Here is a 22,641-nt window from a genome sequence, read left to right on the forward strand (position 1 = left end):
AACCACTCCCCTCTTGCCGACCGTGACTAAGGGCACGATGCTGTAGCCCGCCCTGTGAGAAATCCCATGCGCATTGCCCTGAAATTAACGCTGATGAGCGTTTCGCTGCTGCTCGCCGTAGACACCTGGGCGCAAATCCCGAGCCTTGCCACCTGCACTCGCAGCGCCAACCTGCTGGCCTGTGTGGATGCGGACGGCAATGCTTACAGCGTCAACACCGTCGGCAGTACGATCTACTTGCGCGGCTTCGAACGGGCGGGCAAGCGCTATTGGGCGCAAACCAACAGTCGCTACGGGCAACTGACATTCTTCACCGGGATCGCTTCCGACGGCGAAGCCTGGGTGGGCTATAACCGTCGGGTCGGCTGGACCACCATCAATCGGTTTTCCAGCTCCGGCGGTAGCAGCGCCAGGTTCACCTGCAGCCGGATTACGGGCTGCTAGGCCTGCTGATGCGGTGCTGTGAGCAGCAGCTGATTGTCGCGAGCGTTGGAAATGAAGCTGGTTTCCACCAGGATCGACGGCGCCCCCAACAGGTCCGCGCCGTTCTCTCGCTGCGCCATGAGCAAGTGACGTCTGTGCATGGTGAAAGCCACTCGTGAAAAAGGCGTAGTCGACTCTAATGTAATAACATAACATGTCGAACCGACTTCCACGATGGACCTGCTCATGAATGCGCTGACTCTGCCGGATATCGCCGCGCAGGCCTCACGCCAAGCCCTGCCACTTGAATGGGTGGGCATGTGTGGCATTGCTCTTCCAATTCTATTCAATGGCCAGCGATTGAGCGCGAAGGCCGATGCAGGTGTGAGCCTCGATGATGGAGAAGCGCGCGGCATTCATATGTCGCGGCTGTACCTGGCGCTGGAAATGCTCGAGCAGGAAAACCTGACGCCGGCCCTATTGCGGCGTGTCTTGCAGCGATTTCTCGATACCCATGAAGGTTTGTCCAACAGCGCTTACCTGACAATCCACGCAGATTTCTTGCTCAAACGACCCGCGCTGATCAGTCCCTTGGCCGGTTGGAAATCCTATCCAGTCAGCATCAATGCACGTTTGAAAAACGCGATGTTCCACGTGGAACTAAAAATCGACATCTCTTATTCCTCAACTTGCCCCTGCTCAGCCGCACTGGCTCGGCAGTTGATTCAGCAGCAATTCGTCGATGACTTCGCCAACCAGCCGCTGCAACACGCTGATGTTTTGGCTTGGCTAGGTTCCACAAAAGGCATTGTTGCCACGCCGCACAGTCAACGCAGCAATGCGCAGTTGACGTTGCGCCTCGGTGATTATCTCGATGACTTGCCGCTGATTACCCTGATCAACGACGCCGAAGCCGCCCTCGGCACCGCCGTCCAAACCGCGGTAAAGCGTGCCGACGAACAAGCCTTCGCGCTGGCCAACGGGCAAAACCTGATGTTCTGCGAAGACGCGGCTCGACGTTTAAATCTGGCATTGAAGCGCTCGCCTGGCATCAACGCCTTCCACCTGAAAGTCGTCCACGCCGAAAGCCTGCACGCCCACGACGCCGTCGCCGAAAGCAGATGGAATTGGGAGGCCGCGTGATTCGCTGCGAGGCGTTGTGCTGGGGCGCACCGGGCCAACCGCTGACGCCACCGGTAGATGTCGAACTGAACCAAGGCAGCCTGACCGCTGTGATCGGGTCCAATGGCTCAGGCAAAAGCAGCCTGTTGAAAGTCATCGCCGGTCTGCAAAAACCCTTAACCGGAAAAGTCATCCTTGATGTTCCACGCAAAGGCTCACTGTCGTTTCTGCCCCAGCAACAGCACCTTGACCGGCAATTCCCAATCAGCCTGCAAGAGTTAGTCGCGGCGGGTTTTTGGGGCAGCAAGCAATCCCCCGACGTCCGAAGCCAACGTCTCAAATCCGTGCTGGAAAACTGGTGCCTGACCGGCCTGGAACAGCGCCCATTGATGGCCCTCTCCGGCGGTGAATTGCAACGCGCCCTGCTCGCCCGATTGAGCCTTGCCGACGCCCCCTTGCTGTTGCTCGACGAACCTCACGCCGCCCTCGATGAGCTAGGTCAATCACTGCTGTGGAAAAACATTCACGCCTGGCATGCCGAAGGCCGAACTCTGGTGGTGGTGTGCCATGACCTCGCCGCCGTGCGCCAACACATTCCTCAAACGCTGTTGATCAAAAGTAGCGGCTGCGTCCTCGGCTCAAGCACCGAGCTTATCCGTCAGCAACCACAGACGCAGGTGGCCTGATGCTCACCGCCGCTCATCTATGGCAGCCCTTCCACGAGTTTGTGTTCATGCGCCGGGCACTGCTCGGTGGCTTGGTGTTGGCCTGCAGCACGGCACCGCTCGGGGTGTTTTTGATTCTGCGGCGCATGAGTCTGATCGGCGACGCGGTGGCTCACGGAATCCTGCCCGGCGCTGCACTCGGTTTCTGGTTCGCCGGTCTGAGCCTGCCGGCACTGACCCTCGGTGGTCTCGGTGCGGGCCTGAGCATGGCCGGGCTCGCGGCATGGATCACCCGTCGCACCGGTCTGCGAGAAGATGCGAGCCTTGCTGCGATCTATCCCATCTCACTCGCCAGCGGCGTGCTGATCCTTGGCATCGCGGGCAAACGTCTGGACCTGCTGCACCTGCTGTTTGGCTCGGCGTTGGCAGTCGACGGTCCGACGTTGACGGGCATGTTGTGGGTCTCAGGGATCAGCCTTATCGCCATGGCGCTCATCTACAAACCGTTGTTGCTGGACACCCTCGACCCACTCTTTCTGCAAACCGTCAGCCGTCTCGGTCCGCTGGCACACGGCGTATTCCTGACATTGGTGGTGCTGAACCTGGTGATCGGTTTTCAAGCCATTGGGGCGTTGATGGTCGTCGGTCTGATGATGTTGCCCGCCGCCGCGTCGCGATTCTGGAGCCGACGCTTGCCCGTATTGATGGCCGTCGCCGGGCTGCTTGGCTGCCTTTCGGTGTGGCTCGGCTTGTTGCTGTCGTTCTATTACTCGCTGCCCAGCGGCCCGGCGATCGTGTTGGTAGCGGGTGGCTGGTACCTGCTGTCCGTGGTGTTCGGACCGGTGCACGGCTTGCTGCGCCGCCCGCCCTTGCTCACATCCCAATGAGGTGTTTCCCGATGCGCGCTTTACTCGTGCTGTTCAGTTTGATGCTGTCGATGTCGTTGTCTGCGGCAGAAAAACTGCAGGTGGTCACCAGCTTCAGCATCCTCGCCGACATGACCCATCAGGTCGGCGGTGAGCACATCCAGATCACCAACATGGTCGGCCCCGATGCCGATGCTCACACCTATGAGCCGACCCCGGAAGATGCCAAGGCATTGCTCAAGGCCAGACTCATCATCAAAAATGGCTTGGGTTTCGAGCCATGGCTGGACCGCCTGGTGACCAGCACCGAGACCAAAGCCCCGGTCATCAGCGCGAGCCACGGCGTCATCCCACGCTCGCTGGATGAAGACGGCGAGACTGTTCCAGACCCTCACGCCTGGCACAACCTGGCAAACGCCGAGCTGTACATCAGCAACATCACCAAGGCGCTGATCGCCGCTGACCCGGCGAACAAAACCGACTACGAACGCAACAGCCAGGCCTACCTGAAACAGATCTACGCGCTGCTCGCCGAAGCCAAAGCCAAACTCGGCTCTCTGCCGCCGGGCAACCGCAAGATCGTTACGTCCCACGATGCATTCGGATACCTCGGTCAGGCCTATGGCATCGACTTCATGGCACCACAGGGTCTGTCCACCGAGCGCGAACCTTCCGCCGCCGAAGTCGCTGCGCTGATCACTCAGATTCGCCAGGCCAAGGTCAAAGCGGTGTTCATGGAGAACATCAAGGACGCCCGCCTGCTCAAGCAGATTGCCGATGAAAGCGGTGCGCACATCGGTGGCACGCTGTACTCGGACGCGCTCGCCGCAACCGGTCCGGCGAGCACCTTCACCGGGTTGTTCGAGTACAACCTCAACACCTTGTACGAGGCGTTGAGCAAGCCATGATCCGCAAGAATCCCTCAGGTGATTTGCCGCTGATTGCGGAGTCCGCTTACGTCGATAAAACCGCGATCATCTGCGGCAAAGTAGTGATCGGCGAGAACGTCTTCGTCGGCCCCTACGCGGTGATTCGCGCCGACGAAGTCGACGCCTCGGGCGAGATGGAGCCGATCACCATCGGCGCCAACTCGAACATCCAGGACGGTGTGGTGATCCACTCCAAGTCCGGTGCGGCGGTGACGATCGGCGAGTTCAGCTCGATCGCCCACCGCTCCATCGTGCATGGTCCGTGCTCTGTGGGCGACCGGGTGTTCATCGGATTCAATAGCGTACTGTTCAACTGCGCCGTCGGTGATGGCTGCGTGGTGCGGCACAACTCGGTGGTCGATGGCCGCGACTTGCCCGCCGACTTCTACGTGCCTTCCACCACCCGCATCGGGCCCAACACTGACCTGTCGCAATTCCCGCCAGTGAGTGTCAGCGCCTCGGAGTTTTCCGAGGACGTGGCGCGCACCAACGTCGATCTGGTGCGTGGCTACAAAGCCCTGCAGAACGAGTTCTGACCATGAGCAGCGTGCTGATTCGTAATGCCCGGTTGGTGAATGAAGGACGTGAGTTCGACGGTGATCTGTTGGTCAGCCATGGGCGCATCGTCAAGATCGCCAGCAGCATTAAAGGGGAAAATGCAGCGATAGAAATCGATGCTGACGGCCAGTGGTTGGTGCCCGGGATGATCGACGATCAGGTGCACTTCCGCGATCCCGGTTCGCCCGCCAAGGGCAGTTTCTACTCCGAATCGCGAGCGGCGGTGGCCGGTGGTATCACCAGTTTCATGGACATGCCCAACACGAATCCGGCGACATTGAGCCTTGCGGCACTTACTGACAAGAAGCGTCGCGCAGCGATTAGTTCTGTGGCCAATTATGGATTTCACTTCGGTGTGAGCAACGACAATCTGGACATCGTGGCCGCGCTCAATCCTTATGAAGTGGCCGGTGTAAAAGTGTTCATGGGCGCGTCCACGGGCAATATGCTGGTGGACGATCCAAGGATTCTCGAACGGCTATTTGCTGAAGTGCCGACCATTCTGTTGGCCCACTGCGAACACACCCCCAGCATCAACGCTAATGCGATGAACCTGCGAGCACTGTTTGGCGAGCACATTCCCGCCTCGGCCCATCCGTTGATCCGCAATGCCGAGGCCTGCTTGCACTCGTCCTCGATGGCCGTGGATCTGGCCAAGCGTCATGGCACCCGACTTCACGTGTTGCACCTGACCACCGCACGCGAACTGGCCTTGTTCGAAGACAGGCCACTGTCACAAAAACACATTACCGCCGAAGTCTGTCTGCACCACCTGCTCTTCGACGATCGCGACTATGCAAGCCTCGGCAACCTGATCAAATGCAACCCGGCGATCAAGACCCAGGCCGATCGCGACGCCTTGCGCCGAGCCTTGTTGAGTGATCGACTGGACGTCATCGGCAGCGACCACGCGCCTCACACCTGGGACGAAAAACAACGTCCCTACGACCTGGCACCGTCCGGTTTGCCGTTGGTGCAACACGCCCTGCCCGCGTTGCTGGAGTTGGTGGCGGATGACGTTCTGCCGATCACAACCCTTGTGGCCAAGACCAGTCACCGTGTCGCTGATCTGTTTGCGATTCCCGACCGAGGTTATTTGCGCGAAGGTTACTGGGCCGACCTGGTGCTGATAAAACCCGAACCTGGTGGCGTTGCCGTCTCTCAGCAACCCATCCTATCCCAATGCGGCTGGACGCCCTTCGCACGAAGGCGCTTTCGCCACAGCGTGAGTACCACCCTGGTATCTGGGCAAATGGCCTGGCACGACCAACGTCTTAATGACAGCTGCCAGGGTTTACCGCTACGGTTTATGCGCTAGCGCAGCACTCGAGAGCACCGACATGATCCACATCACTCTGAGCGATGGTTCATTGCGTGAATACGACCAACCGTTGTCGGTGTATGAGTTCGCCGCGAGCATTGGTCCCGGGCTTGCCAAAGCAGCCGTCGCCGGTCGGGTGGACGGCGTGTTGGTGGACTGCGAATTCATGATTGAGGCCGATGCCCGGGTCAACATCGTGACGCCTCGAGAGCCCGATGGCCTGGAAATATTGCGCCGTTCCTGCGCGTTGATGCTGGCGATGGCCGTGAAACAGCTCTATCCAAAAGCGCAATTGCAGACCGGGTCGGCGCTGGGTGACGGGTTCTATTATGAGTTTTCCTTAGAGCGACCGTTAAACCTGGTCGACCTTGCAGGCATCGAAGCACGCATGAAAACCCTGGCGGCGACCAATCATTCGATCCGCCGGCGCGAGCCGTCATTGCGGTCCAGGTACATGGAAAAGTTAACGCCCTACGTGCTCGGGGGCTTCGAATGTGTGTCGACAGGTCCGCATGCCCCTGCAACCAGAGTGTTGCAGGCATTCGCGCTCGATCACATCAGCGGCACTGCGCCACAGCGGATCTATGGCACTTGCTGGTCCTGCCAGGAGGAACTGGAAAACTGGCGCGCCCCACCCCACGTCATGGTGGTGAGCATGGATGATCGCCAATCGGACTACGCACAGTGGGTGACCGAGGCGTTGCGCCGAAGCGGTATACGCGCCCGCGCGGACCTGCGCAACGAGAAAGTCCGGCACAAGATTCGCGAGCACAGCCAGCAAGTGCCGTATCTGGTGGTGATCGGGGAGAAAGAAAAAGCAGGCGGGTTTGTCAGCGTGCGAAGCCGCACCGGGGAGAATTTTGGCCGGATGGCCATTGAAGCGATGTGCGACTGGCTGAGATTAACGGGCATTGCCGGTGTCTGAGCGCACGCCTTTGTCGGAACGCCGCCCGGCGCCGGCTCGCTCCCACAGGGTGTAGGCATCCTGTGGGAACGAGGCCTGCCCGCGAAGCTTTTAGGCTCTTGGTTTTACCGTCCCGCAATCCTGCCCCAACCAAACCGCGCGAGTATCAAGGCTACCCTTCTGCTGAATGCCGGTGGCGTTGAACGTGCCATTCACTTTGGTGGTGAACTCGCGATCACTGAGGAATGTGGCGACGCCCGCACCCTGTGCTTTCGGACAGCTGAAGCGAAATTTCCAATGATTACCGGTGCGCTCGGTGATTTCTTGCTTGCAGCCCGATTGCGGATCCGTCAGTGGAATGTTGTCGGTCTTCACTTGCTCCGGCGTCAGGCAAGACCGGATCCCCTTGCCACCCATGGTGATGCCTTGCTTTTCCAATTGAGCGCGCTGTTCAGGCGTCATTTGGCTCTGAATCTGACCGAGGATCAGTTGCAGATCCGGCAGGTTCTGGTCATCGACTTTCATGTTGCTCGAGGTCAATTCCCACAGACCCGGCTGCAGCATCTGCGCCTGAGCGGCCACCGGAACTGCTAAACCTAAAGCCACAGCCAAACCCAGCAGACGAACGTTCATCGAGTAACTCCTGATCAGTAGTGGCCGTTAGACGTCGGCCACGGGCTTCGGTTCATGGGCCAATTAAATAGCGACATTCTGCACGGAACATGGTCTGTTAAGCACTGAATCTTCAGGAGCAAGGCTGCCCCCATGGATTATTTTGGACCGCATATATTCGGTTATCTGATCGCACTTCTGCACTCGTTAGGCATGATCGCCGCCATTCATGCCGTATTGACCGTTCGGACCGCCCAAGGCTCGATCGCCTGGGCCTTGTCGTTGTTGTTCATTCCCTACCTCACGCTCATCCCGTATCTGGTTTTCGGCCGCAGCACCTTTGATGGTTACATCAAGGCGCGGCGACAGGCCAACGAGGAAATGCGCAAAGCCATCTCAGAGCTGAACTGGCGCCCGTGGGTCGAAGAGGCCCTGACCGCCCGCGCCTCCAACGCCTACGCATCATTAAGGGCAATGCCGAAACTGGGGCGAATGCCATGCCTGGCGAACAACGAAGTCAGCCTGCTGATCAACGGCACCGCCACCTTCGAAGCGATTTTCGACGCCATCGGCCAGGCGAAGGAAGCCGTGCTGATCCAGTTTTTCATCATCCACGACGACCGTCTGGGCCAACGCCTGCAAGCCTTGTTGCTGAAAAAAGCCGCCGAAGGTGTCCCCGTTTATTTACTGTACGACCGCATCGGCAGCCACTCCCTGCCTCACAGTTATGTGCAGCCGTTACGCGATGCCGGTGTCGAGGTCAAAGCCTTCGCGACGCGTGGCGGCTGGCTCAATCGCTTTCAGGTCAACTTCCGCAACCATCGCAAGATCGTCGTGGTGGACGGCGTGCTGGGTTTTGTCGGCGGGCATAATGTCGGCGACGAATACATGGGCGAGAAACCACCCCTCTCCCCTTGGCGTGATACCCACGTGCGCGTGCGTGGGCCGGTGGTGGCGAGCATGCAGGAGTCCTTCGCCGAAGACTGGTTTTGGGCAGCGCGCTCGTTGCCCCCGTTAATACTGCCGGACACGTATCCGGACAACGGCGTACTCTGCCAATTGCTTGCCAGCGGGCCGGCAGATTCCTACGAAACCTGTTCGTTATTCTTCGTCGAAGCCATTCACGCGGCGACCGAGCGGGTGTGGATTACCAGCCCCTATTTCATCCCCGACGAAGCGGTGTTTGCCGCCTTGAGGCTGGCGGTTCTGCGCGGCGTGGATGTGCGATTGCTGCTGCCTTCACGACCGGATCACCGCATCGTCTACGCCGCCTCCAGCCTGTATGCCTTCGAAGCGGTACGCGCCGGTGTGCGGGTATTCCGTTACGAGCCCGGTTTCCTGCATCAGAAAGTGGTGTTGATCGACAGCGAAATCAGCGCTATCGGTAGCGCCAATATGGACAACCGTTCGTTCAGGTTGAATTTCGAAGTGATGTTGCTGACCGTCGACAGTGCCTTTGCTGGCGAAGTGGAGCAGATGCTCAACAATGACTTCGCCCAAGCGCACGAAGTCGCCAAAGAAGAAAGCCGGGAGACCCACCGCCTGCAACAGGTCGGCATGCGGATCGCCCGGCTTATTTCACCGATCCTTTAAGGGTTGTAGATGTCGTCGCGGGTCCAGGGCAGTTCATGGCTGCCATCGGGGTGGGCTTTAACCGCGAGGATCTGGTGCAGGTTGATCCAGCCCCGGGCAAACGCATAAGCGCAGCCTGCCAGGTACAGCCGCCAGATGCGCAAGGCCTGCTCCGGCACCTGCCGGGCCGCTGCTTCCAGGTTGTCCTCCAGGCGTTCGCTCCAATGGTCCAGGGTGCGCGCGTAGTGCAGGCGCAAACTCTCGACATCGACGATCTCCAGCCCGGCTTCGCTGATCTCGGCAGAGATCATCGACAGGTGCGGCAGCTCCCCGTTGGGGAACACGTACTTCTCGATAAAATCACCGGCACCGCGCCCCACCGGCCGGCCATCGGTGTGCTTGGCAGTGATGCCGTGGTTCATCACCAGGCCGCCCTCCTTCACCGCGCCGAACAAGGTTTTGCAGTACTCGGCCAGGTTCTCATGCCCCACGTGCTCGAACATGCCGACGCTGACCACTTTATCGAAGCGCCCGTCCTGAGGCAGATCGCGGTAGTCCAGCAGTTGCAACTCGACCAGATCGTCGAGGCCCTCCTCTGTCACCCGTTCACGGGCCAGGGCCAGTTGCTCTTTGCTCAGTGTGATCCCGAACACCTTCGCGCCGAACTCCCGCGCCGCATAACGCGCCAAACCGCCCCAGCCACACCCGACGTCCAGCAGGTATTCGCCAGGTTGCAGGCGTAACTTGCGACACAGGTGGCGGAACTTGGCTTGCTGGGCCTGCTCAAGCGTTTCGCTGCCGGTCTCGAAATAGGCGCAGGAGTACGCCATGTCACTGTCGAGCCACAGCTGATAAAACGCGTTGGAAAGGTCGTAGTGATAGGAAATCGCCTTGGCGTCGGTTTCCTTGTCGTGGGCGGTGCGAACAGGCTGACTGTCGAGGTCGCCCAGCAATGCATGACTCCATTCATCAACGACGCGGATCACCTCGCTGATAGAGCCTTCCAGCTCGAGTTTGCCCTCGACAAACGCCGCTCCGAGCGCGTCGAGACTTGGATGAGTCAACTGGGTAACCATTTGTGGGTCCTTGACCACAATCGTGACGCTGGGCGTCGGCCCCAGATTGAATTCATGGCCGTCCCAGAGTCGCAGGCGTAGCGGTAGCTGCAGATTCTGTAAGGCCGGTGGAAGTTGCGCGAGCATGGAATATCCCCCTTGTTTCAGACGTCTGCTGTGAGGTTAGACCATCCTTGAAAAATAGCAGGCTATCGATTTCATAGCCCTTTTCTATGACCCGCAGCGTTCAAACCAACCCGGCGCACATTCACAGAAATGATTGCCCTTACCCTAGATGACTACGTATCGGGCGCACAGTTCTGAAAAGTTGAACCCCCCTCAAATATCGTCCTTCAGCTTGAGCAATGGCTCCTGAAAGCGCAGCAGCCGCCCGGCGTTCCCCAGTACCAGCAAAGTACTCAGGTTATGCAGCAACGCCGCAATCATCGCCCCCGCCGCGCCAAGCCAGCCGAAGGCCGCGAAAGCGACAATTGCCAGTGTCCAGCCCAGACCGATAATCACGTTGACCTGCAAGGTCTGGCGGCATTGCCGACTCAAACGTACACAAGTGCCGAGCCGACGCAGGTCGCTGCCAATCAGCACGATATCGGCGGAAGCCAAGGCAATGTCGGCACCGCCCGCGCCCATCGCAACGCCGACCACGCCTGCCTTGAGGGCCAGCGAATCGTTGATGCCATCCCCGACCACCATCGGCCGGAAGCCGCTGTCGATCTCCTTGAGCACGCGATTGAGTTTGTCCTCGGGCAAGGCCTGGGCCTCGACATCACGGATTCCGACATCCCGGGCCAACGCATTCGCGACGCTTTGGCGATCGCCGGTGAGCAGCAATTGCCGGCCCAATCCGAGTTCACGCAACTCGTTCAAGGCAAACCGCGCTTCGGGTTTGACGCTGTCCGCCAGTAACAGCCAGGCGAGAAACTCTCCATTGAGCGCCAGCCCGGCAATCGGGCCATCGTGTTCGGGAACAACTGAAACGGGAATGCCCAATTGAGCAAACAACTCCGGTCGCCCGAGTGCCGCTTCGCCCTGCTCCGTCATCGCTACCACGCCCAGACCCTGCCGCTCGTGAATGTCCGTGAGCAGCAGAAAATGCTCTTGAGTGACCAACCCGGCGAGCGCACGACTGACCGGGTGACTGCTGGCGGAGCCCAGGCTGGCAGCCAGTTTCAGCACGTGGCTGCGGTCTTCCAGCGGACTGTCGATGGATTGCAGGCGCAAGGTGCCGAAGGTCAGCGTCCCGGTCTTGTCGACCACCAACGACGTCAGATCCGCCAGCTCTTCGAGAAACGCCGAACTGCGGATCAGAATCCCGTGTCGTGCGGCAACCGCAACGCCGGCAATCGCCGTGGCCGGTGCCGACAACACCAACGCACACGGACAGGCTGCCACCAACACGGCAAGCATCGCTTGCGCATCGTTGGTGATGAACCAGGTCACAGCGGCCAGCAACAACACCAGCACCATGTAGCTGCCGGCGTAGCGTTCCAGCAACCGGGTGATCGGCGGTTTGGAGCGCTCGGCGCTTTGCATCAGCGCGATGACTTTACCGAGTGTCGACTCGTTGCCGGTGCGGGTCACTTCGATGCGCAGCAGGCCATCAAGGTTGATCGCCCCGCCGAACACCGTCATGCCGACGCCCGCCTCCATCGGCACCGACTCGCCCGTGATCGACGCGGTATCAAGACTCGCCTGACCGGAGAGGACACGACCATCGGCCGGAACTCGATCACCGGCGCGCACCTCCACGCGGTCGCCGGCCTTGAGTGTGCTGTTGTCGACTTCAACGATGGAGCCATCCGCCTGAACCTTGCGCGCATGGCTGCGCGTCAGCTTGCCGAGCGCGTGAATCGCCTCCTGGGAACCGATTACGCTGCGCTCTTCCAGCACATGGCCGAAGATCATGATGATCGGCAATAACGCAGCGGTCAGCAGATCGCCAGTCGCCCAGGCACCCAGCATCGCCAACGCAATCAACTGATCGGTGATCCCGTGCAAGCTGGGATAACGCAGGCTGTACCAGGCCGAACGCATCACGGGTACGGCGACCAGCAACGAGGCAAAACCCAGCAGCAATTGACTGACACCCGTCTGCTCCGGCGACCACCAGCGCCAGATCAAACCAAGCGCCAGCAAGCCTAGCGCGAGCATGGCCAGGGTCAGTTGGCGTGCAGCGCTGCGTTGTTCGGCCGAGGACAACATGCTCGGTGCGGCGGCGGTTTGGGCGGTCATTGTGCAGCTCCCTGAATGATCAGGCGGGAATCGTCTTTCGGATTGACCGTGGTCACCGAGCCGGCCTGGCCAAGTATTTTCGGCAAGCGTTCGCGGTAAATGCGCAACAGCATTTGCGGGTCGGTGCCTTGTTGTTGCGCCTTGGCCAGGCTCAGTACTGTGGCCGTGTCGGCGGAGGCTTTGGCCAACCGCTCGCTGGCTTGAGCGTGGGCGACTTGCAGCGAGCGGTCGGCTTGCTCGTTGGCCGTCTGAGTCAGTTTCTCGGCGTCAGTGCGGGCGTTGGCAACGGCTTTGTCGGCTTGCTGACTCGCCGTCAGAACGGCATTGAAAGCATTGACCGCAGGTCCTGGCAGACTCGATTGCACATCAACGCGTGCCACTTCGATGCCCAGTCCCTGCCCGGTTGCGGTCAGCTGCGCGAGACGTTGATTGATGCCTTGTACCAAATCTCCGCGCAGGCGTTCGCGTCTTTCCGCCGCTTGATTGTCCGCCCCGATCAACTCCGGTCGGGCGACCAGGATGGTGTCCAGATCTCGCGCAGCGGTGAGTGCCACGGCACTGCGGGTCACCAGACGATCCAATGCAGGCAGCACGTGTTCACCTTGAACCACAAACGCATACGGTTCGGTGACTTTGTAAAACACCCGCACATCCAGTTGCACCACACCCGCGTCACCGGTCAGCAGATAACCGGAACCTGCAAGCGCATCACTGATCGGCGTGGCGAATGTGGCGGCTCGGTCGGCCTGCAACGCGGCATCGCTGCGCAGCAGATTGTCGACCCGACGCTCGATCACCCGATCTGCTGCCGGCAACAAAATCACCTGCTCGAACGGTCGCGGCCACGCCAACAACAGACCGGCATTCTGGATGCGATCCAGCGCGCCAAAATGCAACACCACCGCACGATTTTGCGGGTCGATTTGCCGCACGTTGGAAAACGCCCACGCCAACGCGGCCACCACCGTCACCGCATACAGGGCGAGAAAAGCCAAGCGCCCGGCCTGAATCCACGGGCTGCTCAATTCAATTGTTCCACGTGGAACCAAATTCATGGCTGCGACCCGGACTTATTATCGAGCGTCGGCGGACCGTCAACCAACACCCGGAACGGCGCGGCATCGGTGCGTAGAATCAGTTTGGTCCCAGGCGTAACGATGGTGCCCAAGGTGTCGAGGGAGCGCAGCAAGTTATACAACTGCGGCGAACCCGCGTAAGCGCGGCCGTATATCTGTGCGGCTTCGACCCGGGATTGAGCTTCGATGTCGGCCGCTTTAACCGTGGCATCGGCCTGGACGATTCGCGCATCACGCTCGGCGGCGGAGCGGATTTGCGCCGCTTCCCGTTTGCCGATGGCCGTGCGTTCGGTGGCGATTGTTTCACGCTCGGCACGCATGCGATCGACCGTGGCGGCAAGGGTCACCGACGGCAAGGTCAACCGTTCAATGCCGACTTGCAGCACACGAACACCGTAAGTGGTGAGCAACTGCTGATCAATTTGCTGACGCAACTGCGTTTCGAAGTCGGCAATGTGCACCTGGTTGGCATCGGTGTTCACCAGATTGGCCAGATCAAAACTGCTGGCCGTGGTTTCCAGCGCCGAGCCGACGAAGGTGCGAATCTGCCGCGCCGCTTCGTCCGGCTGATTCTGCACGGCGCGCATGAAGCGCTGAACATTGTCCGGATCGCCTTGCACCTGCCACGCCACGTAGGCCTGAACGATGATGCGCAAACCGTCACGCGTGCCCACATCCTGCAAACCGCTGGACGTGGTGCGCAGACGCAAATCGACTGGTATCGCTGCTTCAAAAGGCGCGGGCCAGCGCCAGCCCAGTCCCGGCTCCAGCAACACCCGCGACGGATTACCGAAGCGCGTGATCACCGTGGCCTCGCCGGAACGCACTTGCACCAGGCTCGCCGCAGCGATGGCAAACGCCACCAGCAACGCCGCCCATCCCATGCGTCGCCATGGGAATGGACCTGCTTCCTGTGGATCGCCATGGTGGTGATGGTGATGCCCGTGGTGATGCCCGCCATGGCCGTGATCGAGGCCGGCGTGGTCATCATGATCGTGAGTGTGCGACTGGCTCAATTGGCAGCTCCTGGCTGAGCAGTTTTACGCGCCGATGCAGGGTCAACCGGCAGCGTGAAAGTACGGAGGTCGATGGTCGGCGCGTTACTGCTGCCGCCCAGACGATGATCGAGAACCAGCAACCTGGAGTTGCTCAGGCCTTGGGAGAGCTGGCTGAAATACTGCTCCAGCACGAAAGCCTGGCCTGCGTGGGCATAGGCTTTTTGCTCGGCGCTGAATTTCAGATCCGCCGCTTGCGCGGCAGCATTGATTTCACGCGCGCTGGCCGTCGCTTGATCGCGCGCGATGCTGGCTTGCAATTGCGCCTGATGGGTGGCTTCGGCAGCTGCGCCGCGCTCACGCGAGATCAAGGCTTGCGCAGCAATTTGCGCCGCTTGCACGCCGTGATAAGCGTTGGCCGCGCCGGCCGGTGGGTGAATCGCTTCGACCACGGTCGCGAGAATTTCCACACCGCTGTCGAGTTTTTCCAGGTCCGCCTGCACCGCGCGGCCGATCTCCTCGGCGAGCCCTACCCTGTCCTCACCGAGCAGACCGTCGAGGGTCCGAGAGGCAAAGTCGTGCACCAGAATTCGGCTGGCGGTGCTGCGGATCAGTGTGGGTACGTCGGCGCTGCTGTACGTCGCGGCCAACGCCGCTTGATCCGTGAGGCCGATGCGATAGACGAAACGCACGTCCATGTTGACGATCTGGAAGCTCTGTTTATCGGCGCGACTACTGGCAATCACCTGAGACTTGTCGTTCACATGACTGGCGTCCCACAAGCGATTGGCCGTCGCCGGCGCCGGACCTTCAGCCGGTTCAGCCACTATCGGCGCCGCCGCTTCGCCGACACTGGTGGCCAACTCGTGGACCACACCGTTCTCGACACTCAACACCCGGCCCAGCGGCCACGGCAGACCTGCGTGCAAACCGGGCCCGAAGACCTCCACCGGTTTACCGAAACGCTCGTAGATGCCCCGCCCTTGCAGGGCAATTTCGTGAATGCCGGTGAGCGACCAACCGACCAGTGCCACCACCGCCAGCACCGGAACGAACGCCCGGCGCATGTAAGTGAAGGCCCAGATCTGCCGCAGATCGATGCCGAAGCGGTTATGCAATTCGTGTTGCAGCGCCAGCAACGGTTGGGGCGGCCAGCGCAGCATGTCGGCGACGAAGCTGCGTGCCAGCAACGCCGGTTCGAGTTGTTCACGCTGCGGACTGAACAGCGACAACACCGCGCGTAGCAGCAGTTCGACCGCGACCAGCCCCGGAAGCAGGCCAATCAGCACCGCCAGACGTACCGGCCACACCGACGCTTCGCTGCCCAACAACAGGCACAGCGCGCTTAGCACAAGGCAGATAATTGCCACGCGCGTCAGCTGCGCCAGCGAACCTGCTTCGGGCCATTGCGCTACGTTTTCCTGGGCGAGTTGCCGTTCCAGCACCAGCAAACCAAAGGCCAGCAGTAACGACAATGCCGCCGCGACACTGGCCGAAAAACCCAGTGCAGCGGGAGGCAGGGCCAGGTCCCAGACCCGTTCAACGCTGAACAATACCAGCAGAGCCCAAGCGCCAAGCCACAGCGTCGAAGCGCCGATCTGCGCCAGCAGCCGTAGCCATCGTTGACCGATCCGCTCCAGCAATCGGTCATACCAACCCATCGGCGGCGATTCAGCGACAACTTCCACCGGGAGCATCGCCGGGCTCATCGCCCTTGCGCGCCACTGTGTCACCCACCACGCCGATTGCAGCCCGGCGACCAGCACCAGCAAACCGACGCTCTGATTGACCAGCAACGCTGGCCAAAGCGACTGCGGCGCAAACAGTCCGACAAAAAACGCCAGCACCAGCCCTGTCGCCGCGAGTGCGCCGAAGCCAATGGCCAACTGGCGCAATCGCCGCCCTTGAAAGACTGCCTGCTGAAAACGCGGCAGCCCCGTTACGGTTGCGCCCTCAATTTCGAGATCGACTTGCATACCACCCCAGTGTTTATCTTTGCTCATGTCGCAGTTCGTTACGATATAACGAAACCCGTGAAATTTTTGTACTAAATCCTTCTATCTAAAGACGCACAACCTGTCGCTTGGCTGAAGCCTTGACCGAAAGGCCCGGCAGCGCACATATTACGCTCGTAATTTTATTCAGGAACTACGTTTATCCAGCCCGATTTCCATTCCATTCAGGAGTACATCCATGAGCAACTATGACGTCGTGATACTGGGCGGAGGCCCTGGCGGTTACAACGCGGCGATTCGCGCCGGTCAGTTGGGCCTCAAAGCCGCCTGTGTCGAAGGCCGCGCGACCCTCGGCGGCACCTGCCTGAACGTCGGTTGCATGCCGTCCAAGGCATTGCTGCATGCTTCTGAACTGTATGACGCGGCCATGGGTGCGGAATTTGCCAACCTCGGTATCGAGGTCAAACCCACGCTGAACCTCGCGCAAATGATGAAGCAAAAAGACGAAAGCGTTACCGGGCTGACCAAGGGCATCGAGTTTCTGTTCCGCAAGAACAAAGTCGACTGGATCAAGGGATGGGGCCATATCGACGGGCCGGGCAAAGTCACGGTGACAGACAGCCAGGGCGGCAAGACTGAACTGAGCGCCAAGGACATCATCATCGCCACCGGCTCCGAGCCCACTCCCCTGCCCGGTGTGGACATCGACAACACGCGCATTCTCGATTCCACCGGTGCGCTTTCTTTATCCGAAGTACCCAAGCATCTGGTGGTGATCGGCGCCGGGGTCATTGGCCTGGAATTGGGCTCGGTGTGGCGGCGTTTGGGCGCACAAGTGACGGTGGTCGAATTTCTCGACCGGATCTGCCCCGGCGTGGACGGCGAGGCGGGCAAAACCCTGCAACGCTCGTTGAGCAAGCAAGGCATCAGTTTCAAGTTGAGTTCGAAAGTCACCAGCGCCACGACCTCGGCGAATGGCGTTCAACTCAGCGTCGAACCGGCGGCCGGCGGCACTGCCGAATTGCTCGACGCCGATTACGTGCTGGTGGCCATCGGGCGCCGGCCTTACACAGAGGGTTTGGGCCTGGAGAACGTTGGCCTCACCACGGATAAACGCGGCATGCTCGCCAACAAGGGTCATCGCACTGAAGCGGCAGGTGTGTGGGTCATCGGTGATGTCACTTCGGGGCCAATGCTCGCGCACAAGGCTGAAGATGAAGCCATGGCCTGTATCGAGCAGATCGTCGGCAAGGCGGGAGAGGTCAATTACGACCTGATCCCCAATGTCATTTACACCCGTCCGGAGCTGGCCAGCGTCGGCAAGACCGAAGAGCAACTGAAAGCTGAAGGGCGCTCGTACAAGGTGGGTAAATTCCCCTTCACCGCCAACAGCCGGGCGAAGATCAACCACGAGACTGAAGGCTTCGCCAAAGTGCTGGCCGATGAGCGCACCGACGAAATTCTCGGTGTGCACCTGGTGGGTCCGAGCGTCAGTGAAATGATTGGCGAGTATTGCGTGGCCATGGAGTTCAGCGCTTCGGCTGAAGACATCGCGCTGACTTGTCACCCTCACCCGACCCGCTCCGAGGCGTTGCGCCAGGCGGCGATGAATGTGGAGGGGATGGCGACGCAGATGTAGGGCTTCACACCGAGTTGCGCCCATCGCCGGCAAACCGGTCTCGCTCCCACACTGGTTTTGTGTACGCCACAGATCCCATGTGTGGAGGCCTGTTCGCGACGGGCGCAACTCGGTTTAGAGCGGTAAATGCTCCAACGGCAACGCCCCCGGCGTTTTCACCGTGTGAATCGCAAAGTTGCTGCGGATGTCGCTCACCCCCGGCAACTTCAGCAAACGCCCGGTCAGAAAACGGTCGTACGCACGCAGATCCGGTACCACCACCTGCAACAGAAAATCCGATTCCCCTGACACCAGAAACGCCGAAATTACCTCGGGCAACGCCATCACCGCCACGCGAAAGGCTTCAGCCTGCTCGTCGTTGTGGCGTTCGACCTTGACCCCGACAAACACCGTCAGCCCCAGCCCGACCTCATCACGATCCAGGTTGGCCTGGTAGCCGCGAATCACCCCGGCCTCCTCCAGCATCCGCACCCGGCGCAAACAGGGTGACGCCGACAGACCGATTTCATCCGCCAGTTGCACGTTGCTCAAGCGACCGTCCCGTTGCAGGGCGGCGAGAATCTTGCGGTCGTAAGCGTCGAGTTTCATTTTTGGCAGATCCTGCTGATTCAGATGACGTTAAGTAGCAGGTTATGCCAACCAACGACTATTTAGAAGCAAACTACGCAACCACCTGCCCTGTGCTTCAGCCCTAGACTGGCGCTACCGAATCGACAACGAAAGGAGTGCAGCATGGCGGGGCTTTGGCTGTTTTTCATGGCGCTGGCAGTGGTTTACCTGTTGCCGGGCCCGGACATGATTCTGCTGCTGCAGACCGGCGCACGCCAAGGCAAAGGCGCGGCGCTGGCCACGGCGGTGGGTTTGGGCATTGCCCGAGGTTGTCATGTGGCCTTGGCGGCGCTGGGGTTGGCGGCACTGTTCAAGGCCGCCCCCTGGACTTTCGATATGGTGCGCCTGGCCGGCGCCGCGTACCTGTTGTGGATCGGCATTCAATGCCTGCGGACCACGATGCTGCCGAACCTGAACGGAGCAGATCCAGCCTGTGGAAAACTTCATTGGCGCCAAGCCATTCAGCGCGGATTGCTGACTAACCTGCTTAACCCCAAGGCGCTGTTGTTCTGCTCGGTGCTGTTGCCGCAGTTCATCGATCCACACGCCGGGCCGGTACTCGCACAATTCGCCACCCTGGGCGTGGTGCTGGTCGGTGTCGGCCTGATGTTCGACAGCGCGTACGCCTTGGCCGGTGCAGCGCTTGGCCGTTGGCTGCAACGCAGTCCCTCGGCCCAGCGCTTCCAGCAATGGTTATTTGGCAGTCTGTTGATCGGCTTTGCGGTGCGGCTGACTTTTGTTCAACAGGCTTGAAGCTCACTGCGACTTACGGCGGCGACGATTAATCAGCAACAACGCCGCTGCCGTGACCGCCAACACACCGCCGATCTGTAAAGGCGTTTTGTACGGCCGCAGCTCGGAGCGCGCTGCGTCAGTGACTTGGGTGACGTAGCGCTGGTCGGCGCTCTGAAAGTCCGGATCCTGGCATTGATGACCAAAATCACCCGCCCAGATGACATACGGACCTTCCTCGACGTAACGGCGATAGAACGCGCTTTGCTCTTGCAGGCTAGTGCCCCACGACGAAGCCTTGCACAGCACCGATGCGAAAGCCTGACTGCTGTGGGGCAAATGATCAGCCGCTTTACTTGCCAGCGCGGTGGCGACAAACCGGTAATGGAAACGCTCATCAGGTTGCGCCAACGTAGCTTGCTGCCGTTGCACCTCACCCGCGGCCATCAATGGGCCGACCTTGAGCTCGGGAGCCTCCAAACTGTAATTGCCACCGAAGGTGGCGTAATCCGGAGACATCTCGTAACCCAACAGCTCCATCCCGTCGAAACGAGCCAATGTCGCGGCAGAGTAATAAGCGAATGCCCGTTTGGTTGGCCACCATTTCGATTCGGCGTCGTGGCGCAACTCCCCGTACCACTTGGCCTTGGCCTGCAAGTCGGCACTGTCGAAATAGCCTGGCGCTTCGTCGTAACGCGCCTCACGCAGCAACCGCCGCCCAAGCAGGTTGCGCAACTTCGCCGCCACCGGCAGTGGCACGTAATTGTCGCGATCCTGCTGAGTCAGCGCAGGCGGTGCCGGCACCTGCGTGTCGACGTAATGCTTGAGCTCATCGACAGTCAGCACACGCTCAGCGACGGTCGCGGCATCGAACCAGTAAATGTCGTTGCTGCGATAAAGCTGATCGAACGCCTGCAGATAATCCCCACGTTGCAACGCCAGGATCGCGCTTTCCCCCTCGACCCGGCACTTGGGCTGAAGCGTTTCGAAATCCCAGTCCGGCGTCCGCCGCTCGCCCCAGGATTCGCTCTGCGGGAAAGCCTGGGCAGCCTTGGCGTACGCTGCAGTCGCAGCGGATTTATCGCCTTCACGCATCGCCAGTTTCGCCCGCAGCCACCACGCCAGGCCACCGTCGCCAGCGTGTTCAAGGAAGGCCTTCGCAGTGACGTAATCGCCCTGTTGGTAATTTACGGCGGCCAGTCGATCGGCATTATCGAGGCTACCGCGCGTGCTGCTTTGCAGCAGCTTGATCAGCTTTTGTTCATTCGGCGGTTGATCACCAAATGACCAACCCAAGCGGCTGATCAAGGACGCAGTCACCAGTTGCTGCACTGGTTTTCCTTTAAGCAACGCGGCCAGTTGCTCGTCAGGCATCGCCGCCAGATCCGCCATCAATAGCTTTAGCGAGGTGTAGCCCACCGCCGAGCCGTGGAGATTCTGTGTGGCGTAGAGTTCGATAGCGCTGTCCCAGTCGCCCACCGCGCGAGCGACGCGAGCCTCTTCGCCGAGGCTGGCGACGCCCAGTTCCAGCGGGTCGCTGAAGCCGTCGATACTCAGCTGACGCGCCCGCTCGAAGGCTTTGCGCGATTGCATCAGCAGGTCGGGCGTGGCGTCCGCTTCGCTGCTCATGGCGAAGAGCGCCCGGCCCAGCGAGTACGCGGCCCAAGTACTGCGCAACGCGCGTTGATCAGCCGGCAATGCGAGCACTTTTCGGAAGAAGTCGGCAGCCAGGCCATGTTCACCGGCGCTGAACGCCACGGCACCGGCCAGATAGAACCTGAGCTCGGTCGGCAGGCTTGCGCCCTGCGCCTCGACCTGATGAGCATCGCTCAGCGTGCGCAGTTGTTTGACCAACGCCTGCTGCTCCGCCGTCAAACCAGCCTGTTCGGCGTCGTCCCGCTGCACGGCATAGTCAGGCGCGTCCATGCTGCTGTAGACGACTTCGCTGACGTTTTTCAAACCCGCAATCGCCTGCCCGAGACGACTGATCTCGAACCGGAAGTTACCTTCCGGCAACTCCGCCAGCGTTTGGCCCCGGTTGTCGAGCAGGCGCATCGGGAAATCCGGCCCGCAGGCCATTGCCGAACCCAGTGGAAAACTGAGGCTCAGGCAAAGCAAATGGCGGGGCCAGTTACGGGTGAACATTCGAACCTCCTTGATCAATGTTTGCGCAGCGCGCCCAACCAATGGCGCGCTGCCCGCCGGCCGCTATTCGGCCGTCGCGCAGGCGGGTGAAGGTAAGCAGATCCGGGCTTTGTTGCAACGCATAACCGGCCAGCGCATCGGCACCGTCACAACCTTGCACCGCGAGAGTCAGACGTTCGGGCCAGGCGCTGTCGAGGTTGCCTTGATTGCTGATGCTGACGTCATAGAGGCCATCGCGCGCCGAGAGTTTCAGCGTCAGGCGACTCTCGAGGGCATCGCCACGGGCTACAGCGCGTAACGTCGTCAGGCTCCAGGCCCGGCGATCATGGGCCAATGGCAGGCGAAACCAGATCAGCCCGGCCAGATGAGGCGGTGGATCGTTGCGTAACTCGGTGGCCAGGATGCTCAGTTGCTGCGGATCGGCCAGCAATTCGCGGCGCTCGCCGGCGCGTTCAATCGGCACTTCGCTTTCCACGTCGAGTGATCCGCTGGCCTGCGGCAACAGCGCTACGCCATAGGCCGGTAGCGCCAGATAAAAGGGTTTCGAAGTGATGCGGCTCCAGGCGCCGGCCCATTTTGTGGCCTGATCCGGGTCAAACAAACCCATTCGCGGGTCGCTCACCGCATGCACCTGCAATACGCTGCTATCGACTGTGGATAACAATGCAGGTAGTTCGGGACTGTCGATCCACGCCGGCAACGCGGTGATGCTCAGCGGCATGGAGGCCGGCAAAACCGTGCGCAGATCCGTGAGGAATTTCCGATATGCCGGTAGGCGAGCGTTACCGGCATCGTGGTCGATTTCCACTCCGGAGAGCATCAGCCCTTGCGCCTGCCAATCGTTGAGCACTTGCTGGATCTGCGCAGCGACCTCGTCCTGGTCCAGCGACTTGAGCTGGCCATCGAGACGAATCACCGCAATCAACGGCCGGCCGTCCCGTTTGAGCAGCTCCGGGTCGATTCGCGCCCGGCTCCAACCCGCCTTGGGAAACGCCTGCAAGGCCAGCACCCGCAGGCTCGAAAAATCCCCACGACTCTCGTTGAGTGCGGCTTCGTGGGCCGGCGTCCATTGCCTTTGCCAGACGTAGAGTTGCTGATCGAGCGGCGGTGCGTCCTGTCGTTCACAACCGGTAAGCAAAACCAGCAGCACCAGCAAGCCCGACAGGGGAGCGAGAAAAACCATAAAGCATCCTTTGAAGCTGCTGAAGGCAGC

At 60.5% G+C, this 22,641-nt stretch carries 21 protein-coding genes; 11 read left to right on the forward strand and 10 right to left on the reverse strand.

Annotated elements, in window-relative coordinates; genetic code table 11:
* The first annotated feature begins 66 nt into the window (after positions 1–66).
* Positions 67–444: a glutamine synthetase gene (locus Q7W83_RS28315; protein ID WP_150630609.1), complete on the forward strand. Its 378-nt coding sequence runs from the start codon at positions 67–69 to the stop codon at positions 442–444.
* Here Q7W83_RS28315 and Q7W83_RS28320 read toward each other — a convergent pair.
* Positions 441–584 (reverse strand): hypothetical protein, encoded by a 144-nt coding sequence (locus Q7W83_RS28320; protein WP_473658404.1) that lies wholly within the window; start codon positions 582–584, stop codon positions 441–443. The two genes, Q7W83_RS28315 and Q7W83_RS28320, sit on opposite strands and share 4 nt — an antisense overlap.
* Before the next feature lie 85 nt (positions 585–669).
* On the opposite strand from Q7W83_RS28320, the gene folE2 reads away from it, so the two are divergent.
* The 7 genes from folE2 to Q7W83_RS28355 are packed head-to-tail and all read left to right on the forward strand — an operon-like array spanning position 670 to position 6,809.
* Complete coding sequence (gene folE2 / locus Q7W83_RS28325) at positions 670–1,566, forward strand: GTP cyclohydrolase FolE2 (RefSeq protein ID WP_473658287.1); 897 nt, start codon at positions 670–672, stop codon at positions 1,564–1,566.
* Positions 1,563–2,231 (forward strand): metal ABC transporter ATP-binding protein, encoded by a 669-nt coding sequence (locus tag Q7W83_RS28330; RefSeq protein ID WP_458376877.1) that lies wholly within the window; start codon positions 1,563–1,565, stop codon positions 2,229–2,231. Before folE2 ends, Q7W83_RS28330 begins: the two co-directional genes overlap by 4 nt.
* Positions 2,231–3,097, forward strand: coding sequence for a metal ABC transporter permease (locus Q7W83_RS28335; protein ID WP_150639416.1), 867 nt, complete (start codon positions 2,231–2,233; stop codon positions 3,095–3,097). The genes Q7W83_RS28330 and Q7W83_RS28335 overlap by 1 nt, the downstream gene beginning before the upstream one ends.
* Before the next feature lie 11 nt (positions 3,098–3,108).
* A complete protein-coding gene (locus Q7W83_RS28340) occupies positions 3,109–3,984 on the forward strand; it encodes a metal ABC transporter substrate-binding protein (protein WP_150630613.1) in 876 nt (291 codons plus the stop codon).
* Positions 3,981–4,541 (forward strand): gamma carbonic anhydrase family protein, encoded by a 561-nt coding sequence (locus Q7W83_RS28345; protein WP_150630614.1) that lies wholly within the window; start codon positions 3,981–3,983, stop codon positions 4,539–4,541. Before Q7W83_RS28340 ends, Q7W83_RS28345 begins: the two co-directional genes overlap by 4 nt.
* A gap of 2 nt (positions 4,542–4,543) precedes the next feature.
* Positions 4,544–5,881, forward strand: a complete 1,338-nt coding sequence (locus Q7W83_RS28350) for a dihydroorotase (protein ID WP_473658297.1) — start codon at positions 4,544–4,546, stop codon at positions 5,879–5,881.
* Positions 5,882–5,903: 22 nt separating this feature from the next.
* Positions 5,904–6,809: a His/Gly/Thr/Pro-type tRNA ligase C-terminal domain-containing protein gene (locus Q7W83_RS28355; protein ID WP_473658300.1), complete on the forward strand. Its 906-nt coding sequence runs from the start codon at positions 5,904–5,906 to the stop codon at positions 6,807–6,809.
* Between the two features lie 90 nt (positions 6,810–6,899).
* Here the strand turns inward: Q7W83_RS28355 and Q7W83_RS28360 are convergent, their stop codons facing one another.
* Positions 6,900–7,421 (reverse strand): DUF3617 domain-containing protein, encoded by a 522-nt coding sequence (locus Q7W83_RS28360; RefSeq protein ID WP_473658304.1) that lies wholly within the window; start codon positions 7,419–7,421, stop codon positions 6,900–6,902.
* Positions 7,422–7,553: 132 nt separating this feature from the next.
* On the opposite strand from Q7W83_RS28360, the gene cls reads away from it, so the two are divergent.
* Positions 7,554–8,993 (forward strand): cardiolipin synthase, encoded by a 1,440-nt coding sequence (gene cls, locus Q7W83_RS28365; protein WP_473658308.1) that lies wholly within the window; start codon positions 7,554–7,556, stop codon positions 8,991–8,993.
* Here cls and cfaB read toward each other — a convergent pair.
* From cfaB to hflK (Q7W83_RS28390), 5 genes are all read right to left on the reverse strand, one after another.
* The gene (gene cfaB, locus Q7W83_RS28370) at positions 8,990–10,174 is read right to left on the reverse strand and encodes a C17 cyclopropane fatty acid synthase CfaB (protein ID WP_150630619.1); all 1,185 of its coding nucleotides are present in this window, start codon (positions 10,172–10,174) and stop codon (positions 8,990–8,992) included. The two genes, cls and cfaB, sit on opposite strands and share 4 nt — an antisense overlap.
* A gap of 192 nt (positions 10,175–10,366) precedes the next feature.
* Positions 10,367–12,277, reverse strand: a complete 1,911-nt coding sequence (locus tag Q7W83_RS28375) for a cation-translocating P-type ATPase (protein WP_150639412.1) — start codon at positions 12,275–12,277, stop codon at positions 10,367–10,369.
* Positions 12,274–13,332, reverse strand: a complete 1,059-nt coding sequence (gene hflK, locus Q7W83_RS28380) for a protease modulator HflK (protein WP_150630621.1) — start codon at positions 13,330–13,332, stop codon at positions 12,274–12,276. Before hflK (Q7W83_RS28380) ends, Q7W83_RS28375 begins: the two co-directional genes overlap by 4 nt.
* The gene (hflC, locus tag Q7W83_RS28385) at positions 13,329–14,369 is read right to left on the reverse strand and encodes a protease modulator HflC (RefSeq protein ID WP_150653873.1); all 1,041 of its coding nucleotides are present in this window, start codon (positions 14,367–14,369) and stop codon (positions 13,329–13,331) included. The genes hflK (Q7W83_RS28380) and hflC overlap by 4 nt, the downstream gene beginning before the upstream one ends.
* Positions 14,366–16,324 carry a protease modulator HflK gene (gene hflK, locus Q7W83_RS28390; protein ID WP_473658399.1) on the reverse strand — a complete coding sequence of 653 codons (1,959 nt, stop codon included), beginning with the start codon at positions 16,322–16,324 and terminating at the stop codon, positions 14,366–14,368. The genes hflC and hflK (Q7W83_RS28390) overlap by 4 nt, the downstream gene beginning before the upstream one ends.
* Before the next feature lie 217 nt (positions 16,325–16,541).
* Here hflK (Q7W83_RS28390) and lpdA point away from each other — a divergent pair, with 217 nt between their 5' ends.
* Positions 16,542–17,942, forward strand: a complete 1,401-nt coding sequence (gene lpdA / locus Q7W83_RS28395; protein WP_150639410.1) for a dihydrolipoyl dehydrogenase — start codon at positions 16,542–16,544, stop codon at positions 17,940–17,942.
* A 114-nt stretch (positions 17,943–18,056) separates the two neighbouring features.
* On the opposite strand, the gene Q7W83_RS28400 is transcribed toward lpdA, so the two are convergent.
* Entirely contained in the window at positions 18,057–18,530 is a 474-nt protein-coding gene (locus tag Q7W83_RS28400; protein WP_008027506.1) for an Lrp/AsnC family transcriptional regulator, read from the reverse strand.
* Positions 18,531–18,674: 144 nt separating this feature from the next.
* On the opposite strand from Q7W83_RS28400, the gene Q7W83_RS28405 reads away from it, so the two are divergent.
* Positions 18,675–19,304, forward strand: coding sequence for a LysE family translocator (locus Q7W83_RS28405; RefSeq protein ID WP_150630624.1), 630 nt, complete (start codon positions 18,675–18,677; stop codon positions 19,302–19,304).
* Positions 19,305–19,307: 3 nt separating this feature from the next.
* Here the strand turns inward: Q7W83_RS28405 and Q7W83_RS28410 are convergent, their stop codons facing one another.
* On the reverse strand, positions 19,308–21,428 hold the full coding sequence (locus Q7W83_RS28410) for a hypothetical protein (RefSeq protein WP_473658316.1): 2,121 nt from the start codon (positions 21,426–21,428) through the stop codon (positions 19,308–19,310).
* Positions 21,415–22,611 (reverse strand): DUF3142 domain-containing protein, encoded by a 1,197-nt coding sequence (locus tag Q7W83_RS28415; RefSeq protein ID WP_150630626.1) that lies wholly within the window; start codon positions 22,609–22,611, stop codon positions 21,415–21,417. The genes Q7W83_RS28410 and Q7W83_RS28415 overlap by 14 nt, the downstream gene beginning before the upstream one ends.
* Positions 22,612–22,641: the final 30 nt, after the last annotated feature.

The organism is Pseudomonas sp. 300, from assembly GCF_055803035.1.

What these genes read in the sequence shown, in the direction of transcription:
- Q7W83_RS28315 (WP_150630609.1), top strand. Translation starts at nt 67, where the DNA reads ATGCGCATTGCCCTGAAATTAACGCTGATGAGCGTTTCGCTGCTGCTC.
- Q7W83_RS28320 (WP_473658404.1), bottom strand. Translation starts at nt 584, where the DNA reads ATGCACAGACGTCACTTGCTCATGGCGCAGCGAGAGAACGGCGCGGAC.
- folE2 (WP_473658287.1), top strand. Translation starts at nt 670, where the DNA reads ATGAATGCGCTGACTCTGCCGGATATCGCCGCGCAGGCCTCACGCCAA.
- Q7W83_RS28335 (WP_150639416.1), top strand. Translation starts at nt 2,231, where the DNA reads ATGCTCACCGCCGCTCATCTATGGCAGCCCTTCCACGAGTTTGTGTTC.
- Q7W83_RS28340 (WP_150630613.1), top strand. Translation starts at nt 3,109, where the DNA reads ATGCGCGCTTTACTCGTGCTGTTCAGTTTGATGCTGTCGATGTCGTTG.
- Q7W83_RS28345 (WP_150630614.1), top strand. Translation starts at nt 3,981, where the DNA reads ATGATCCGCAAGAATCCCTCAGGTGATTTGCCGCTGATTGCGGAGTCC.
- Q7W83_RS28350 (WP_473658297.1), top strand. Translation starts at nt 4,544, where the DNA reads ATGAGCAGCGTGCTGATTCGTAATGCCCGGTTGGTGAATGAAGGACGT.
- Q7W83_RS28355 (WP_473658300.1), top strand. Translation starts at nt 5,904, where the DNA reads ATGATCCACATCACTCTGAGCGATGGTTCATTGCGTGAATACGACCAA.
- Q7W83_RS28360 (WP_473658304.1), bottom strand. Translation starts at nt 7,421, where the DNA reads ATGAACGTTCGTCTGCTGGGTTTGGCTGTGGCTTTAGGTTTAGCAGTT.
- cls (WP_473658308.1), top strand. Translation starts at nt 7,554, where the DNA reads ATGGATTATTTTGGACCGCATATATTCGGTTATCTGATCGCACTTCTG.
- cfaB (WP_150630619.1), bottom strand. Translation starts at nt 10,174, where the DNA reads ATGCTCGCGCAACTTCCACCGGCCTTACAGAATCTGCAGCTACCGCTA.
- Q7W83_RS28375 (WP_150639412.1), bottom strand. Translation starts at nt 12,277, where the DNA reads ATGACCGCCCAAACCGCCGCCGCACCGAGCATGTTGTCCTCGGCCGAA.
- hflK (WP_150630621.1), bottom strand. Translation starts at nt 13,332, where the DNA reads ATGAATTTGGTTCCACGTGGAACAATTGAATTGAGCAGCCCGTGGATT.
- hflK (WP_473658399.1), bottom strand. Translation starts at nt 16,324, where the DNA reads ATGCAAGTCGATCTCGAAATTGAGGGCGCAACCGTAACGGGGCTGCCG.
- lpdA (WP_150639410.1), top strand. Translation starts at nt 16,542, where the DNA reads ATGAGCAACTATGACGTCGTGATACTGGGCGGAGGCCCTGGCGGTTAC.
- Q7W83_RS28400 (WP_008027506.1), bottom strand. Translation starts at nt 18,530, where the DNA reads ATGAAACTCGACGCTTACGACCGCAAGATTCTCGCCGCCCTGCAACGG.
- Q7W83_RS28405 (WP_150630624.1), top strand. Translation starts at nt 18,675, where the DNA reads ATGGCGGGGCTTTGGCTGTTTTTCATGGCGCTGGCAGTGGTTTACCTG.
- Q7W83_RS28410 (WP_473658316.1), bottom strand. Translation starts at nt 21,428, where the DNA reads ATGTTCACCCGTAACTGGCCCCGCCATTTGCTTTGCCTGAGCCTCAGT.
- Q7W83_RS28415 (WP_150630626.1), bottom strand. Translation starts at nt 22,611, where the DNA reads ATGGTTTTTCTCGCTCCCCTGTCGGGCTTGCTGGTGCTGCTGGTTTTG.